The organism is Providencia sp. PROV261, assembly GCF_028477945.1.
Taxonomy (GTDB): Bacteria; Pseudomonadota; Gammaproteobacteria; order Enterobacterales; family Enterobacteriaceae; genus Providencia; species Providencia stuartii.
The window spans coordinates 36,183-54,291 of record NZ_JAMPMC010000027.1; the positions used below are offsets into that span (position 1 = coordinate 36,183).

Here is an 18,109-nt window from a genome sequence, read left to right on the forward strand (position 1 = left end):
TATTTTGTTTTAAGGGTCACCATGTCTATTCAACGCCACTACACACAACTCGCAGCGGCTGTTATCGCTGCCATTTCATCTCTTCCTGCCTTCGCCCAAGAAGATCCAGACAAAATGATTGTGACTGCATCGGGATATTCACAACAGTTACGCGATGCCCCCGCGAGTATTACGGTTATCTCTAAAGAGCAGCTACAAAATAAACCCGTTCGCGACTTAGCTGATGCCGTAAAAGATGTCGAAGGCGTGAGTATTGTTGGTAGTGCCAATAAACAAGATATTAATATTCGCGGCCTACCTGGCGAATACACCTTAATATTGGTCGATGGTCGCCGCCAAAATAGCCGTGAATCTCGCCCAAATGGTAGTGGTGGATTTGAAGCGGGCTTTATGCCTCCCGTTGAAGCGATTGAACGTATCGAAGTGATCCGCGGCCCCATGTCTTCCTTGTATGGTTCAGATGCAATGGGTGGGGTTATCAATATCATCACGAAAAAGGTGACCAATGAATGGCATGGCAATGTAGCATTGGGTGGTATTTTACAAGAAAACCGTGATAGTGGTGATTCTACTGATGGTAATTTCTACCTCTCCGGTCCATTGATCAACGATAAATTAGGGCTACAACTGTATGGTGGTGGCGATTACCGCCAAGAAGATAAAATTACTGAGGGCCATAACAAACGCGATAATCGTAGCCTGACAGCAAAACTGACTTTTACCCCACTCGAAAATCAAACCTTTTTACTTGAAGCGGGTAGAACAACGCAAGAGCGCACCTCAACGCCGGGTAAATCGTTCGCTGAATATACGATGCGTGGCGAATCAAAACAGAAAAATACCAAAACTGAGATACACAATGATAGAAACCATTTCGCTCTTACCTATAAAGGGGATTGGGATCTGTTCAACACCGAATTGAGTGTGTACCAAGAGCAAACGAAACGAAATACCAAATCAGAAGTTAAAGACAGCGCTGGCGATTACCACTTTGTTTATGAGGCACGCGTACCCGAAATTACCAATACTGTCGTTGATGGTAAAGTTGTAGCGTTCTTACCCGATAATATTCTGACAGTAGGTGGTCAATTCCAACACGCTAGGTTAAAAGATACTTCTGCAACAGGGAAAAAGACCACTGAAGACACAACACTCCGCGCTGAACAATATGCTTTCTTCTTAGAAGATGAATTTACAGCAACAGATAATTTGATACTGACTGGTGGTTTGCGTTTAGATCACCACGAATTTTATGGTAACCACTGGAATCCTCGTGGTTATGCCATCTATTACTTAACCGATGAAATCACCATCAAAGGTGGTGTATCACAAGCCTTCCGCGCCCCAACTTTACGTGAAGTCAGCCCAAGCTATGGTACGTCAACCGAAAAGGGTGAAGGCATTATCTATGGTAACCGTGATCTGAAACCAGAAAAAAGCCTAAGTGAAGAAATCAGTATCGCCTATGACCACGAATCAGGCTTTAATGCGAGCCTGACGCTATTTAATACTGATTTTAAAAATAAACTCACCAGCTATTATACGGGTGAGCCAGACCCTATCACAGGCCTAAAACTCTATACCTTTGATAACGTGGGTAAAGCGAATATTAAGGGTGTTGAAGTCGCAACAGGTATCCCTCTTGCAGAAGATTGGAAACTGAGCATGAACTACACATATGTCGATTCTGAACGTCGAAGCGATGATGAAAAGTTGAGTAATAACATGTCATTGAAAGGTTACCCTCTAGATAAGACGCCGAAACACACCGCTAACGCTAAACTCGACTGGCAATATAGCGAAGACTTGAACCTCTATACCCGCGCCCATTATGAAGGCAAACAGGTGTGGGCCGCTCAGCGTAACGGTTATACCGCACCACGCTACCGTAGCGGCTACACCACCATGGATGTTGGGATGACGTATCAGCTACTGAAAAATACCAAACTCAATTTGGCAGTATTGAATATTGCGAATGAAAAAGGCCCCAAAATTGATACCAAAGGCGGCAACTGGGATGTTGAAGACGGACGCCGCTATTGGGCTAACGTCAATGTTAGCTTCTAAGTTATCTTAGCCATCGGCAGCGAATATTTGGCGTCATCGGCCAATATTCGCTGTTTGCCTATGCTGACGCTAGGCCTCCCCATAGACACCGTCAACAACTAAAAAACAGAATAACCAAATGATAAATAAACTTATTATCTCCAGTTTACTCTTTTCAATGGCTTTGACGACCGCCTATGCTCGCCCATCGCAAACCCCTCCGGCATTGGATAAGCAAGTCAGCCAATTTTATGATGTTCAGCATCATGATATGGAAAATCCCCATAGCTCAAAGGGAAGCCGTACCTATCGAATTTTTAGTGCTGTGCCTCATGGGATGCAGTCACCAAGACCTGTGCTGTATATGCTTGATGGCAATGGGATATTCCCGCTTGTCGTCAATCGCGCCATCCAAAAACTCCCCAAAGATAAACTGCCTATTATTATTGGGGTCGGTTATCCAATCCATGAAGCCTTTCCTAAGCAATTGCGTACCTACGATTATACGCCCCGCGTTGCTGGTGATGATTTCGCACAAGGTGGTGGATCAGAGGAACTATCTCAATTTCTGACAAGCCAAATTCGCCCTTGGGTGGAGCAGCAATTTGCTATTGATAAACAAAAACAGACCCTATTTGGGCATTCATTTGGTGGGCTATTTACGTTGATGGCTTATCAAAAGCATCCTACGGCATTTCAATCTTTTGTTTCTGCTAGCCCTTCTTTATGGTGGGGAAAAGGCACAATGATAGATAAAGCTCAGTTAACGCAACAACAAAATGCGTCACCTTTATTTATCACCTTAGGAGAGTTAGAAGAAAAGCCTGATTTATCGCGTCTCAGCGAGGAGCAGATTAAGCATTATCAATCACGCTCAAGTTGGATAACCTCACGCCAATTATGCACCATGCTCAGCGACCATGGACGCCATTGTGAATTTACACTTTACCCCAATCAAAGCCATGGCAGCGTGATCCCTGACGCTATCAATAAAGCTCTGGATGTTACCGTTCAATAAACACGTAAAATGTGACGGGCTAATTAATGGGTTTTAACAAATCACTATAGAGTTTCGTTAGAATCCCATTTGCGGTGAATTCCCTACGGATCCACTGTGTCACGAGGCCCGTCGCAGAATGCTGAGTTGCTAATAACATGTGCGAGTCTTGCCGTGGGTTTTGGATCTGTTTTATGACCAACAGGCCATTCTTAACATGCTCTTTCACCATATAATCCGGCAAAAAACCAATCCCCTCACCTAAAATCTGACATTGGCATTTGGTATTGAAGTCAGGAACTTGTATCGCTTCTTGCCCATGCAATAGCCAACCAACCCGCTTATTAATGGTATGTGCTGTATCTTCTACCATGATATTAGGATATAAGCGCAACTGGCTTTCGGCGATAGGCTCAGGCATCAACGCTAATGGATGCGTTGCTGAAATGGCAAATTGCCAATGAATTGCCCCGATCTCCGTATAATCAATGCCTCCGCCATCCATCAAAGTACCTGGTGCACCAATCGCAATATCAGAGAGATTATTGATGATGGCATCCCATACCCCGTTATACACCTCAGTGGTCACTGTTATTTGGCAAGTCGGAAATTGTTTTTTAAGGATTTGCAGCAATTTTGCAGTGTGATAAGGCGTATATAGCAACTGATTAATACAAATACGCACCCGAGCTTCAATCCCCTGCTCAATAGAGTAAATACTCTTTTTGATCAGATGAAAGTTATTTAATAAATCCGTGGCTTTGCGGTAAAAGTAGTAACCCGCTTCTGTTAATTCAATATTCCGTGTATCACGAATAAATAGCACCACGTCTAAATAAGTTTCGATACGTTTAATGGTGTAACTAACCGCAGACGTGGTGATCCCCAACTCTTCTGCCGCCTTACTAAAACTGGCATATTTTGCAGCCGTTGTATATGTCAGTAAATTTTCTTCGGTAAATATTGAATTCATACTGGTGACCCGAAATTGGATAGAAAGAAATTAAAAAATTTATAATCAAAATAATTCGAGCTACAGAAAGGCAGAACATAGCGGGGTCACTAGCAACATCGATCACTGCGAGACTCAGATCCGTGAATACCGCCAACAACCCTGTCGCTTAAAGTAAGAAGAATATATGTGAATTATATTTAATAACCTATAGATATTGGTTGTTTATCAACCATTTTATTACGTTTAAAAGAAATCTTTTATCATACTGAGCCATTTATCAGAGCTGTCTTTTTTAGATGAATTAACTGCAAAGAAAGCCCATTAATTTATAATCAAAATAATTAATAACATTGAAATAAATACTAGAGCATCCCCTTAACAATCTCGCTGATCTCGATCAATTAATTCACATTTTTAACAGTTGCAAAACCTTTAGTTTGATGCTTATCACAAAACTGACTAAATCCTTTATTTCCTATCTGATTGACCAGTGAAATTGGATTATTTCGGTCATTTATTACGCAAAAAAGCTTAGAAATTGATGAAAAATTATGCTTTCGCGCACAAAAAAACGAAATTGTTGATTTTAATTCAATAATCAAGGCTGCTATTGATGAATGAATTTTAAATGGATTCTATTTATTTCAACAGCTTGCTATGCTTAATCCATCATAAAAATACCCATTCTTCTCGTACATAATGCGGATTGGGTATTACATTTAAAATTGTCTTTATCTATTTTGGTTGTCGTCAATGAAATGCAGATAACCAAATAAGGGGAAAACCATGACATTAGAGCAAGAGTTTTTATCCGCAGCAGAACAAGGCAACCTAGCGTTATTGAAGCACTGCCTCGACAAAGGAGTGGACATCAATACTACCAACCGCCAAGGCCGGACAGCTATCGTAAATGCGAGTTTAAATAAACATTACGAATGCGTCACTTTCCTCATTAATGCCGGTGCGGATATTAATAAGCAAGACCAAACTTGCTTCAACCCCTTTTTGTTAAGTTGCTTGAATAATGACTTAACCCTATTACGTATCGTCCTTCCCGCTAAGCCCAATCTTGATTTATTAACTCGCTTTGGTGGTGTAGGGATCACCCCCGCCAGCGAAAAAGGCCATGTTGAAATCGTCCGTGAATTACTCGAAAAAACAGATATCAATGTGAATCACACCAACTTTGTCGGTTGGACGCCACTGCTTGAAGCCATCGTATTAAATGATGGCGGCGAAAAGCAGCAACAGATCGTCAAGCTGTTACTCGACCACGGCGCCAACCCACATATGACGGATAAATACGGTAAAACACCCTTAGAACTAGCACGCGAAAAAGGCTATCACGAAATTGCTGAATTACTAATCGCAGCGGGCGCATAGTGCATCACAAGGAGGCTTGTGAACAAGACCAAGACTCAAAGGCAACAACTGTTTGGGCTTTCGGCTGATGCGACATTTTTAAATTTATTCGATCAGCCTACATTTTCAGGACAAATAGAGCAAGTTTTTCGTAAAGCAATTAATATCTCTATTAATAATACGCTTTTTACTTTACTCAGTGCTGAATTAGATAATGCCCCTAACAGTTGTCGATTATTGAATAATGACTTATCTAAATTAAATTTAAAAGAAGGGGAATATATTTATTTCTGTAATAAAACACTGTATTTGGGTAAATATTATTTTATATCGTTTTGCTTTTGCCATCCATGGCAGCCCAATAATGTGTGTTTTATCCCAGAAAACATCAATAAAAAAACCTATTTATCCTTTTTAAATACACAAATAAGCGTAATCGATGTTTTGCTAAACAGAGAAGGACACTCTTTATTTCATTATCATGGAGATAATTTATTTTATTTAACCGCAGCAAAAAAATTAAATTCATTACGCATTGAACTGATTAATTTATTAAAGAAAAAAGACCATCAAAAATTGCCTGAAATGGTTAGGCAGTTTATTGGCCTAGGTATTGGTTTGACCCCATCTGGGGATGATTATTTGGTTGGATTAATGGCGTTTTTATTACTTAAACATCATCCAGCTCAATGTCTGCATCCGTTTTTTGAACAGGGTATTCGCCATGCTAAAGAGGCAACCACTAAAGTCAGTGCCATTACCTTAGAAAAAGCAGTAAACCGTCACTATCGAGAAAATTTGCTGCAACTACTACACATATTAGCGACTGCAAATACAAATGACGCCAAGCCTTATTCGCAGTTGCAAAAGATTTTAGATATCGGGTCAAGCTCAGGCAGCGACATGTTATTAGGCATTCGTGATGCACTGTACCTGACCCTCTACTTTGGAGAAAAGTATGTCGACTAAAGTTGTCATCAAAAAGAATACGTATTTTGATTCCGTATCACTGATGTCTATCTCCACTAAAGCCAATCAACTCGACAATGTTGAGCAGGCATTTGTGGCAATGGCAACAGAGATGAATAAAGGCGTGCTGAAAAATTTAGGGTTATTAACACCAGAATTAGAAGCGGCAAAAAATGGCGATTTAATGATTGTCATTAAAGGCGCCAGCGATGAAGCGAATGAGGCGACGCTTGTTGCCATTGAAGCGCTATTTAATAAGAAAAACCAAGGTGGGTCACAACACGAAGCCAAATATGCCACTCTCCATTCGGCACATAGCCATATTCCAGAAAGCAACTTAGCGGTCATTTCGGTTAATGGTCAGTTTGCTGCTCGTGAAGCCCGTATTGCTCTTGAAAATGACCTTAATGTCATGCTGTTCTCTGATAATGTCTCTATTGATGATGAGCTAGCCTTAAAACAGCTTGCTAGCCGTAAAGGATTATTGATGATGGGGCCAGACTGTGGAACCGCAATAATCAATGGCGCGGCTTTATGTTTTGGGAATAACGTTCGTCGCGGCAATATCGGTATTGTTGGCGCCTCCGGTACAGGCAGCCAAGAACTGAGTGTACGTATTCATGAGTTTGGCGCGGGCGTTTCACAACTGATCGGAACGGGAGGACGCGATCTGAGTGAAAAGATCGGCGGGATCATGATGATTGATGCCCTAAAAATGCTTGATGCTGATGAAGAGACTCACGTCATTGTGTTAATTTCTAAGCCACCAGCCGCCACCGTCGCTAAAAAAGTTTTAGCACAAGCCGAAAAATGCCATAAACCTGTGGTGGTCTGTTTCCTCGGTAATCAGCCTATCCCCGACGATAAGCCTGGCTTAAGCTTTGCTAAAAGCACCAAAGAGGCAGCATTGAAAGCGGTTTTACTCACCGGTATCAAAAAAGAACAACTGAATTTACACTCACTCAATTGGCCTCTCATTGAAGAAGTCAGGGCCAAACTATCACCAAAGCAAAAATACATTCGCGGTCTATTTTGTGGTGGCACCTTATGTGATGAAGCGATGTTTGCCGCTTTGGAAAAATATGATGATGTCTACAGTAATATCCAGCCAAACCCTGAATATCGCTTAAGCGATCTTAACCAGAGCATCGCACACACCTTCTTAGATTTTGGTGATGATGACTTCACCAATGGTAAACCCCATCCAATGATTGATCCGACCAACCGTATCGAACGACTACTGCAAGAGGCTCGTGACCCAGAAGTCGGCGTTATCGTTATGGATTTTGTGCTGGGATACGGCTCCCATGAAGATCCTGTTGGCGTGATGATCGATGCCATCAAAGCAGCAAAAGAGATTGCCAAACAAGAGGGTCGAGAGCTGGAAATCCTTGGTTATGTTCTCGGTACTGACCAAGACACTCCATCCATGGATGCCCAAGTGAAAATGCTCACCGATGCAGGTGTGATTTGGGCAAGTAGTAGCACCAACACCGGTTTGTTAGCCCGCGAATTTGTCTGGAAAGGGGAGAATGCGTAATGACTTCATTATTTAAACAGCCATTAAATGTGATTAACGTGGGCGTCGAAATGTTCAGTGATGACCTTAAAAAGCAGCATGTTCCCGTCACGCACTTAGATTGGACGCCACCTGGGCAAGGCAATATTGCCGTGATCAACGCATTAGATAAAATTGAAAGTAATAGCGCATTACAAGAGAAAATTGCCGCTGCCAATGCGCAGGCCTTAGAACGCATTATTCAGTCACAACCTGTACTTGTTGGCTATGATCAAGCCATTAACGTCGTACCGGGGATGACTAAAAACACCATTTTACATGCTGGACCGCCTGTTGAATGGAAAAACATGTGTGGCGCAATGAAAGGCGCAGTGACTGGCGCACTGGTATTTGAAGGGCTAGCAAAAGATTTAGCAGATGCCGAACGCGTAGCCGCTTCTGGCGAGATTATTTTTTCCCCTTGTCATGAACACGACTGTGTTGGCTCTATGGCGGGTGTGACCTCTGCCTCAATGTTTATGCACATTGTCGAAAACAAAACCTATGGTAACCGCGCATTTACCAACCTCAGTGAGCAAATGGCAAAAATTTTACGCATGGGAGCCAACGACCAAAGTGTGATTGACCGCTTGAACTGGATGCGTGATGTTTTAGGCCCAATGCTACGTGATGCTATGAAGCTGGCCGGCGAAATCGACTTGCGTCTGATGTTGGCTCAAGCACTGCATATGGGGGATGAGTGCCATAACCGTAATAACGCAGGCACCACGCTGCTTATCCAAGCACTGACCCCTTATATCATCCAAACGGATTTCTCAGTTGCTCAACAAAAAGACGTTTTTGATTTTGTCGCAAGCAGCGATTACTTCTCTGGCCCTACATGGATGGCGATGTGTAAAGCGGCGATGGATGCGGCTCATGGTATCGAATACAGCACCGTCGTTACCACCATGGCGCGTAATGGTTATGAATTTGGATTACGTATCAGTGGGCTACCGGGTCAATGGTTTACAGGCCCTTCACAGCAAGTTATCGGCCCGATGTTTGCTGGCTATAAACCCGAAGATTCAGGCCTCGATATCGGTGATTCCGCCATTACCGAGACTTATGGCATTGGCGGATTCGCCATGGCAACCGCTCCTGCCATTGTCGCTTTGGTCGGAGGAACCGTTGAAGAGGCCATCGATTTCTCACGTCAAATGCGAGAGATCACATTAGGTGAAAACCCTAACGTCACGATCCCGCTGTTAGGTTTTATGGGGATCCCCACAGCCATTGATATTACCAAGGTTGCCGCCAGCGGTATCCTTCCGGTCATCAATACGGCCATCGCCCACAAAGACGCAGGTATCGGTATGATCGGGGCTGGTATTGTGCATCCCCCGTTCGACTGCTTTGAAAAAGCTATGTTGGCTTACGCCGAAAAATACGCCTAATCGCCGATAATAAGCCCAACTTCGGTTGGGCAATTAATAATAATACGCTGTGATTCACCTGAGCAATAGGGTTTTTAATCATGACTGCCCCCGCAGTCTCTTCTTTGAAGGATACATTCCATGAGTGTAACGAAACTAAAGTGGAAACGTGGTGACTGGGCGGCCTACTTCGGGCTGATGACCAATAACTTAACCAACCTGCTCACTATGATGGGATTACTGATCTTTGTCGTCGGCATCCCTAAAGATCTTGTTTATGGACGTATTGCACCTGCATTTGGTTTTGCCGTATTGCTAGCGAGTATCAGCTATGCCTATTTTGGTCAGCAACTCGCCAAACAGACTGGGCGCGATGATGTCACCGCACTGCCTTCCGGCCCAAGCGCTCCCTCTATCTTTACCGTGACCTTTTTGGTCATCATGCCTGTTTACCAAACGACTCAAAATGCCGAGTTTGCGATTCAAATCGCACTGGTTTGGTGTTTTGTAGAATCGATGATCCTTGTCGGTGGCTCATTCCTCGGCGAAACTATCCGTAAAATGATCCCTCGCACCGTATTGCTCTCCTGTCTCTCTGGGTTAGGTTTGCTATTACTGGCAATGAACCCGATGTTACAGGCTTTTGAAGCGCCTACCGTTTCATTTATCGTATTACTGCTCATTTTTATCAACTGGTTTGGTAAAAAACCTATCTTTGCGCGTATTCCAACGGGGTTATTACTGCTTATTGCAGGAACTGTGCTGGCGTGGGTCTCTGGCTTACAAAGTCCTGAAGCCATTAAAGCCTCCGTTGCCTCATTTGGCTTTAACCCGCCCGATATTCATATTGATAGCTTCTTACAGGGGTTACCACATGCCTTACCCTACTTGGCTTCAGCCGTACCATTAGGCTTAGCAAACTATATTTTCGACCTTGAAAATATTGAAAGCGCCCATGCCGCTGGCGATGAATACAATACCCGTAAGGTAATGTTAGCTAATGGATTATCCTCTACTGTAGGCTGTTTTATGGGTAACCCATTCCCTGTCACTGTCTATGTGGGTCATGCAGGTTGGAAAGCTATGGGAGCCAGTATCGGCTATACACTCGCCTCTGGTATTACCATGTTCATCGTACCGTTGTTCGGTCTAGGCGCTTTTATGTTAGCCATAATTCCGATGACGGCTATTGTGCCTATCCTAGTGTTTATTGGTGTTGTCACTGCTAACCAAGTGGTGCGAGAGACACCGAAAGTGGAAGTGCCTGTCATCTTTATCTGTCTGTTCCCTTGGATTGCCAACTGGGCACTGACCATGATGAACAGCATGATGGGGGCGGCGGGAACTTCTGCGGCACAAATCGGCACAGATGTCTTACTCAGTAAAGGTGTTTACTACCAAGGTTTAGTCCATCTCGGGAATGGTGCGCCATTAGCCAGTATGTTATGGGGCTGTATCGCTATCTTTGCCATTCTCAATCAGCCACTACGTGGGGCTATAACAGCCGCCGTAGGCGCGCTACTGGTATTCTTCGGTATTATCCACTCACCGATGGTAGGGATAGCACAAGGACCCGCCTTGATGTTTGTATACGCTTACCTCATGATGTCGGGCTTATTTGTGATGAAATACTTCTTAGATAAAGGGAAATCAATAGAAGCGCAACAACCTGAAACCGCTGAGAAAATCAGCAAATCAGTGTAATGCCATTAACCTCCGATCGTCGATGTGCTGAGCACATCGACTTATAGACTCTGTATCAGGATACAATAACAATGAAAGAACTCGTGGTTGTTGCCACCGGGGGCAACAGTATTATCAAAGATAACAACGGCCAATCGATTGAAGCTCAAGAAAAAGCGGTACAAGAGGTCGCTTCCCATGTCTGTGATATGCTTGAGGGTAATTACAATATTGTTCTGACTCACGGTAATGGCCCTCAAGTGGGATTAGATTTACGCCGTGCCGAAATCGCTCACACCGTTGAAGGGCTACCACTCACACCATTAGCAAACTGTGTCGCCGATACACAAGGTGGTATTGGCTATTTGATCCAGCAAGCCCTGACAAACGCCTTGGCAAAACGCCATCACCGCCAAGCGGTGACCATTGTGACTCAAGTTGAAGTCGATAAAAATGATCCTAATTTCCACTCACCGACCAAGCCTATCGGCGCATTTTTCAGCCTAGAACAAGCTGAGAAGTTAAAAAAAGCCAATCCCGACTGGCATTTTGTTGAAGATTCTGGCCGAGGTTACCGCCGTGTCGTCGCCTCACCGGCGCCTAAGAGTGTTATCGAATCAGCGGCTATTCGGACGCTCAGTGAAAATAACTATGTTGTTATTGCGGCTGGTGGCGGGGGGATCCCTGTTATTAAAAATACGAATGGCGGTTTCCAGAGTGTCGACGCCGTCATTGATAAAGATTTATCAACCACATTGCTAGCAAAAGAGTTAAAAGCCGATATTTTGATTATCACCACTGGCGTAGAGAAAGTGTGTATTCACTTTGGCAAACCTGAGCAACAAGCGCTTGGGGAGGCGACAACAACAGAGATGCTGCAATATATGCGTGAAGGGCATTTTCCAGCGGGAAGTATGTTACCCAAAATTGAAGCCAGCCTGTCATTTCTCGCCAATGGTGGCAAACGCGTGATCATTACAACGCCTGAGAGATTGCCACAAGCCTTACGCGGTGAAACTGGCACGCACATTGTTCAAGGTTAGCCCCACACGATTGCAGGTTACGCCGAGTAACTTGCAACCCTCTCATTAAGGAGTTTTTATGCCATCCAACAGAAGAGAGTTTCTTTCAACGAGTGCAAAACTGGCAGCCACCTGCACGCTATTTGGAGCGATATCCGGTATTGCTGCCGCAGATAATGGCCCCACCTCATTAAATAGCACGACCACCATTAAAGATGATCACTACTATCTTGATGATGTGTTACTGGAAACAGGCTTTCGTTACCGTGATGCGAGCGTGATTGGCACCAAAACGGCCCTACACACCCTTGAAATTAAAAATGGAAAAATTGCAGCACTTCTCGCGAATAAACAGCATATTGATAAGCAATTAGCAGCCTATAGTGCAGATGGTAAACTCATGCTACCCGCTTTTCGTGATATGCACATTCACTTGGATAAAACCTTTTATGGTGGACCTTGGCAAGCTCCCGAATCACGAGAAGGTAAAACTATCCTTGATATGATAGCGCTTGAACAAAAGTTGTTGCCGGAATTACAGCCGTATACTCAAGAGCGCGCACATGCGCTTATCAAGCTGATCCAATCCAAAGGATCAACGATAGCCCGCAGTCATTGTAATATTGAACCCGTTTCCGGTCTTAAGAACCTTGAAGCGCTCACTCAAGTTCTTGATCAGCACCAGCAAGACCTAACTTGTGAAATTGTTGCCTTTCCTCAACATGGGTTATTGTTATCCAAAGCAGAGCCATTAATGCGAGAGGCAATGCAGGCAGGGGCGCACTATGTGGGTGGACTTGATCCCACGAACGTTGATGGCGCAATGGAAAAATCGCTCGATACCATGTTCCAGATAGCGCTAGATTATAATAAAGGGGTCGATATTCATTTGCATGAAACAAGCCCAGCTGGTCGCGCAGCTATCGACTATATGATTGATACCGTCGATAAAAACCGCACTCTTCGTGGTAAAGTGACTATTAGCCATGCTTTTGCTCTTGCAACACTGACACCTGAGCAGGCACAAGAAACCGCACAACGACTCGCCGAACAACACATAACTATCGCCACCACAGTGCCTATTGGCACCTTACATATGCCACTAAAAACACTCAATGAAAACGGTGTCTTTGTGATGTCTGGAACCGATAGCGTGGTTGATCATTGGTCGCCATTTGGCCTCGGTGATATGTTAGAAAAAGCGAATTTATATGCCCAGCTCTATACCCGCCCCGATGAACTATCCCTATCACGTTCACTGGCAATTGCCACCGGTAATAAGTTGCCATTAGATGACAAAGGTAAACAAGTGTGGCCATTAGTTGGGGATGATGCCAGCTTTGTACTCGTCGATGCATCCTGCTCCGCAGAGGCGGTCGCCCGAATTTCGCCAAGGCAAGCCAGTTTCCACAAAGGGAGCTTAGCGTCAGGCGCGATTAAAAAACAAATAAGCTAATTTAAGATGCTATCATCTTTACTCTTAAAAAGAGAGTTTCGTATATGCGGCTCTCTTTTTATTCTTGTATTATGTTAACCCTATTTTAAATCTATTTTTTATTTATCTTTCGGCTACGATAAATATGTGTAGTGTAACTGATACCAGATATTGAATCCCCTTGTTTATCTAGTCACTAAATTATTTCATCCTATCTGCAATCCCTTTTGTACTCAAAAAAATACTATTTTGGTAGTAATCCTATTATCAGGTTTTTTTTAATTATTATAATTCATACCTCTAATTTCCAATGAGCACTACTACTATGCAAGATAATATTCAATTACCTGAAAAATTAATAAAAGCATTTCCTACAAGAGAATTACAGTTAACCCCACTAAAAGGGGATGGTGGCATAATACGCTTAATTTTTCTTGTTCTCGTTCTTATCGGTTTAACCGTTTTTGTTGCTTTTCAATTACCTGGTATCGCGTATGACTATAAAATTGGTCAAAATGCGGTTCCTGTTAATGCCAATATAAATGGCTCTTGTAGATCAAGTTTGATGGTTATTACCCATTGTAATGTTAAGGTGACATACCGCGGCCACACTGTTTCACATAGCTTTGGTTTCCTAGGAACTTCACGAAATGTTGCCGTGCAACCAATCGCCGATGCCAATGATCTATCACGCTTAACGGTTGATGTGGCTGTCGAAAATGTGATGCTCCGCTTTGTAACTACAATTATTATCATCGCATTATTAATTTTTAGCCTTGTATTTATTATTTACCGCTACATAGCGAACAATAAGATCAGAAAAGTATTATTATCTAGCGGCAAAATGCCACTAAAACTTATCGCTGTTCCTGCCAAAGTTGTTAATTCTAACCGCCTATTGATGGTTTCTTATAAATTCAATTTAGATGGTAAAAAAATATCGACTGGCTATTCAGGCAATAAAAAAACATCCCCTATAGTCTTCGAAGAAAATGGCAAAAAATATGCTTTAGCCGTTTGTGAACCGCAAAAAAACATTCCTTATATATTGGATTTATCATTAAAAAGAATTCAAGCCACTCCGGAAGAAGTGCAACACTTTCATCTCGCATTACAGGAAGAAGGGCTAATTTAATCTCTTTATTACCCAGTTGGGCCTAGATAGACCCAACTCACTTAGTACTCAGAATTATTTTAAATCAGGGAAAAAGACTCGTTTAATCGCCAATTCAACACCACGAACTTCCGCTAATCCTTTTAAACGCCCAATCGCAGAATAACCTGGATTTGTTTTCTTTTGCAGATCATCCAACATTTGATGCCCATGATCAGGACGCATTGGTATGCGGCGCATATTACCGACTTTTTGGCGACGATCTTCTTCCGCCAAAATTGCTTTAACCACGGCAAACATATCCACATCGCCCCCTAAATGCGCTGCTTCATGGAACGTTTTTGGATTATCTTCACGGCACGTCGAGCGCAAGTGTGTAAAATGAATACGATCACCAAATTGCTCAATCATTTTGACTAAATCATTATCGCTTCTCACGCCGTAAGAGCCTGTACACATAGTGAAACCGTTGTGAAGGCTATCCACCGTCTCTTTTAGCCATTGCATATCTTCAATCGTTGAAACAATCCGCGGTAAACCTAAAATAGGCCGCGGTGGATCGTCAGGATGAACGGCCATTTTCACGCCAACCTCTTCTGCTACGGGGATAATGGCTCGTAAAAAATAGGCCATATTCTCACGCAACTTAGCCTTATCAATGCCTGCATAAGTTTGTAAATGTGCTTTGAATTGTTCAAGGGTATAGCCTTCTTCTGCTCCCGGCAGGCCCGCAATAATATTACCAACCAATTTATCCTTATCGGCTTGGCTCATTGCTTCATAATAAGCTTTGGCTTGAATAAGCTCTTCAGCCGTGTAATCTTGCTCAGCCCCCTCGCGCTGTAACAAATACAGTTCGAAAGCGGCAAATGCTATTTGATCAAAACGTAATGCCTTCGAACCATCAGGTAATTCGTATTCCAAATCAGTTCGTGTCCAATCCAGTACGGGCATAAAGTTGTAACACACCGTATCAATACCGCATGCAGCGAGGTTACGAATCGATTGCTGGTAATTAGCGATATGCTGTTCATAATCACCACGATGTGTTTTGATCTCTTCATGAACAGGAATACTTTCTACCACTGACCAGACAAGGCCTTTAGCTTCGATTTCCGCCTTGTGTTTTTCTATCTCTTCGATAGTCCATACTTGCCCATTTGGGATGTGGTGCAAAGCCGTTACCACCCCTGTCGCCCCTGCTTGGCGAATATCACTCAAAGAAACAGGGTCGTTAGGACCATACCAGCGCCATGTTTGTTCCATATTACTCACCTCAATATGTGGGCACAGACAAGTGCCCTAAAAATTACTGTGTAACAGTTTCTTCAATCGGAGTTTTAACGATGAAGAAGTAAGCTAATGCACCCGCGAAGGTCACCATTGAGCAAACAATGAGCGCCCAGTTAAATGAACCGGTTGTATCTAATACCCAACCTGTAACAATCGGTGCGAATGATGCGAAAACAAAGCTACCAAAGTTCTGAATACTGCTTACGGAAGCGACCATTTTGCTTGGTGTCACCACTTGCACGAGTCCCCAGCAAGAAGTGCCCGCAAAATGCACAAAGAATAGCGCCAAGCTAATAAAAGCGACTGCCATCGCGGTAGATGTCGATTGCACGACCAATAAAGTGCAAGCCGCTGAGCAAATCAGCCCTAAGCAGATAAGGATTTTCCGGCTATTCATCAATGAATAACCTTTTTTCGCCAGTCGGTCTGCCACCATGCCATTGACCAGCATCCCTAGCGAACCGAATAAAAATGGAATAGCAGCGACCCACCCCGTATTGGCCAAGCTCAACCCACGTTCGGCCTGTAAATAGCCTGGTAACCATGCAAGGTATAACCAGCCGGTATAGTTCACGCCACTGAAGCCCAAAATCATGCCCCAAACTGTACGTTTCTTAAACAGAGCACCCCACTCTTTCAATGTCACTTTCTGTTTTGGCTGCTCCTCACGACCTGAGTTGAGATATTTCAAATCCTCTTCAGAGAGCTTTAATGATTCACGGTTACGGTAGTAAGCATACCAACACACCCCGATTAAAATTCCAGCCACACCAATGATGATAAACATCATTCGCCAGCCAAACGCTAACATGAGAGCCACAAGGATAGGTGGCGCAAACGCCTGCCCAATTGTGGTCGAGGAGTTGAATATCCCCATAGGAATGCCGCGCTCTTTGGCATTAAACCAATCATTCACCACTTTAACGCCACTTGGCATAAAGGGAGCTTCGCCGACCCCAAGGCCGATACGCAGCGCAATAAATTGCCAGAAGTTTTGGATCAACCCTGCCATACCTTGCATCGTTGACCAGAAAATTAATCCTGCTCCTAACACAATACGTGGGCCAAACCTATCGAGTAGTAAACCAGAAGGAAGCTGTGAGATACCGTAAGATAATGAAAAAGCGGATAACAAAACACCAAATTGAGTTGCTGAAAGCCCTAAATCAGCTCGGATAGCTTCGTTAGCGACCGAAAGAGAGCCTCGGTCAAGAAAGTTAATGATCCCAGCTAGAAACAGCAGCAGTAACGAGATCTGTTGAATTTTCTTAATCCTGGCGGTTTTTGCAATATTATCGGGTGTTATGTCAGATGCTGAACTCTGCATAGTTACATCCTCAAAAAGTAATTATAGTTGTCATGTGACCTGAATGACTAGTGGCTTGATTGTCAGGTGGTCAGGCCGGTATTATAGTTATTGAATTGAGAAAAAATTAACTTGATATGGCTCACAGATCTGTTTTTTTGTGATTCAGATTAGCAGTCAATCAGGATTAAAGCGTATGATATGTGCCGATATGGATGAGCATACCGAGGAATTAACATGGCATTAGCCCCACTGAAAGTTGAACGATTATACCGCCAGATCTCAAACCTTATTATTGAGTGTATAAAACGTGGCGATTTCAACGCAGGAGAGCCGTTGCCTTCTGAACGAGAACTGGCAAAACAGATGGAAGTCAGCCGATCATCCATCCGAGAAGCTTTTATTGCACTGGAAATGACGGGTTGGATTGAAATTCGGGTTGGTAATGGGGTCTATGTGGCAAATCCGTTACCGCAGTTTGAGCCCAAAAAAGAGGCGGTCAGTACAGCAACAGAAAAAGATGAAACAGAATTTAGCTTACGCGATTTATTGAAGGCGAGGCAATCTTTCGAAACCATGATTGCAGAACTTGCTGCCCGCAATGCAACTGATGAACAATGTGCTGAATTACAAGAGATTATGAAAGATCTCATCAAACAAAAAGATAATGATGAAAACTTTTTGCGCGAGGATAAACGCTTCCATTTGTTAATCAGTGAAATGACAGGCAACGAAGTATTACACAGCATGATGGAACACTTATGGGATATGCGACAATCAACACGCTTTATTCGCATGGAGTCACACTATGCGGATATTGATTTACCCAAAACCATGAATGAAGACCATCAATTAATTGTGAATGCAATTTTGGATAGAAACCCTAAAGAAGCCGCCAAATGCATGCATAACCATTTACAACATGTCTATGAGTGCTTCTTCAATATTGAATGATGCTCTACCCCATAGGTATATGGGGTAGAAAACACATCA

Annotated in this window: 14 protein-coding genes; 11 read left to right on the forward strand and 3 right to left on the reverse strand. The window is 43.3% G+C overall.

Annotation, left to right across the window (positions count from 1 at the left end):
* The first annotated feature begins 21 nt into the window (after window positions 1-21).
* Both PR675_RS14965 and PR675_RS14970 read left to right on the forward strand, forming a co-directional pair.
* A complete protein-coding gene (locus PR675_RS14965) occupies window positions 22-2,067 on the forward strand; it encodes a TonB-dependent receptor domain-containing protein (protein WP_004926288.1) in 2,046 nt (681 codons plus the stop codon).
* Between the two features lie 118 nt (window positions 2,068-2,185).
* On the forward strand, window positions 2,186-3,064 hold the full coding sequence (locus PR675_RS14970) for an alpha/beta hydrolase (RefSeq protein WP_004926374.1): 879 nt from the start codon (window positions 2,186-2,188) through the stop codon (window positions 3,062-3,064).
* A gap of 19 nt (window positions 3,065-3,083) precedes the next feature.
* Here the strand turns inward: PR675_RS14970 and PR675_RS14975 are convergent, their stop codons facing one another.
* On the reverse strand, window positions 3,084-4,016 hold the full coding sequence (locus PR675_RS14975; RefSeq protein WP_004926286.1) for a LysR substrate-binding domain-containing protein: 933 nt from the start codon (window positions 4,014-4,016) through the stop codon (window positions 3,084-3,086).
* Window positions 4,017-4,784: 768 nt separating this feature from the next.
* Between PR675_RS14975 and PR675_RS14980 the strand changes: the two genes are divergently transcribed.
* The 8 genes from PR675_RS14980 to PR675_RS15015 all read left to right on the forward strand — a co-directional run bounded on the left by PR675_RS14980 (window position 4,785) and on the right by PR675_RS15015 (window position 14,538).
* Window positions 4,785-5,381 carry an ankyrin repeat domain-containing protein gene (locus PR675_RS14980; protein ID WP_004926285.1) on the forward strand — a complete coding sequence of 199 codons (597 nt, stop codon included), beginning with the start codon at window positions 4,785-4,787 and terminating at the stop codon, window positions 5,379-5,381.
* Between the two features lie 18 nt (window positions 5,382-5,399).
* The gene (locus PR675_RS14985) at window positions 5,400-6,329 is read left to right on the forward strand and encodes a DUF2877 domain-containing protein (RefSeq protein ID WP_060561535.1); all 930 of its coding nucleotides are present in this window, start codon (window positions 5,400-5,402) and stop codon (window positions 6,327-6,329) included.
* A complete protein-coding gene (fdrA, locus tag PR675_RS14990; RefSeq protein WP_004926280.1) occupies window positions 6,319-7,869 on the forward strand; it encodes an acyl-CoA synthetase FdrA in 1,551 nt (516 codons plus the stop codon). Before PR675_RS14985 ends, fdrA begins: the two co-directional genes overlap by 11 nt.
* Window positions 7,869-9,284 carry a DUF1116 domain-containing protein gene (locus PR675_RS14995; RefSeq protein WP_060561534.1) on the forward strand — a complete coding sequence of 472 codons (1,416 nt, stop codon included), beginning with the start codon at window positions 7,869-7,871 and terminating at the stop codon, window positions 9,282-9,284. The genes fdrA and PR675_RS14995 overlap by 1 nt, the downstream gene beginning before the upstream one ends.
* A gap of 120 nt (window positions 9,285-9,404) precedes the next feature.
* Window positions 9,405-10,967, forward strand: coding sequence for a hypothetical protein (locus PR675_RS15000; protein ID WP_060561533.1), 1,563 nt, complete (start codon window positions 9,405-9,407; stop codon window positions 10,965-10,967).
* A gap of 71 nt (window positions 10,968-11,038) precedes the next feature.
* On the forward strand, window positions 11,039-11,989 hold the full coding sequence (locus PR675_RS15005; RefSeq protein ID WP_272582781.1) for a carbamate kinase family protein: 951 nt from the start codon (window positions 11,039-11,041) through the stop codon (window positions 11,987-11,989).
* Window positions 11,990-12,047: 58 nt separating this feature from the next.
* Window positions 12,048-13,424: an amidohydrolase family protein gene (locus tag PR675_RS15010; RefSeq protein WP_060561532.1), complete on the forward strand. Its 1,377-nt coding sequence runs from the start codon at window positions 12,048-12,050 to the stop codon at window positions 13,422-13,424.
* A gap of 304 nt (window positions 13,425-13,728) precedes the next feature.
* A complete protein-coding gene (locus tag PR675_RS15015; RefSeq protein WP_230088974.1) occupies window positions 13,729-14,538 on the forward strand; it encodes a hypothetical protein in 810 nt (269 codons plus the stop codon).
* Between the two features lie 54 nt (window positions 14,539-14,592).
* Here the strand turns inward: PR675_RS15015 and uxuA are convergent, their stop codons facing one another.
* Window positions 14,593-15,783, reverse strand: a complete 1,191-nt coding sequence (gene uxuA, locus PR675_RS15020; protein WP_060561530.1) for a mannonate dehydratase — start codon at window positions 15,781-15,783, stop codon at window positions 14,593-14,595.
* Between the two features lie 43 nt (window positions 15,784-15,826).
* Window positions 15,827-17,137: an MFS transporter gene (locus PR675_RS15025; protein ID WP_060561529.1), complete on the reverse strand. Its 1,311-nt coding sequence runs from the start codon at window positions 17,135-17,137 to the stop codon at window positions 15,827-15,829.
* Window positions 17,138-17,353: 216 nt separating this feature from the next.
* On the opposite strand from PR675_RS15025, the gene PR675_RS15030 reads away from it, so the two are divergent.
* Window positions 17,354-18,070, forward strand: a complete 717-nt coding sequence (locus tag PR675_RS15030; protein ID WP_004926269.1) for a FadR/GntR family transcriptional regulator — start codon at window positions 17,354-17,356, stop codon at window positions 18,068-18,070.
* Window positions 18,071-18,109: the final 39 nt, after the last annotated feature.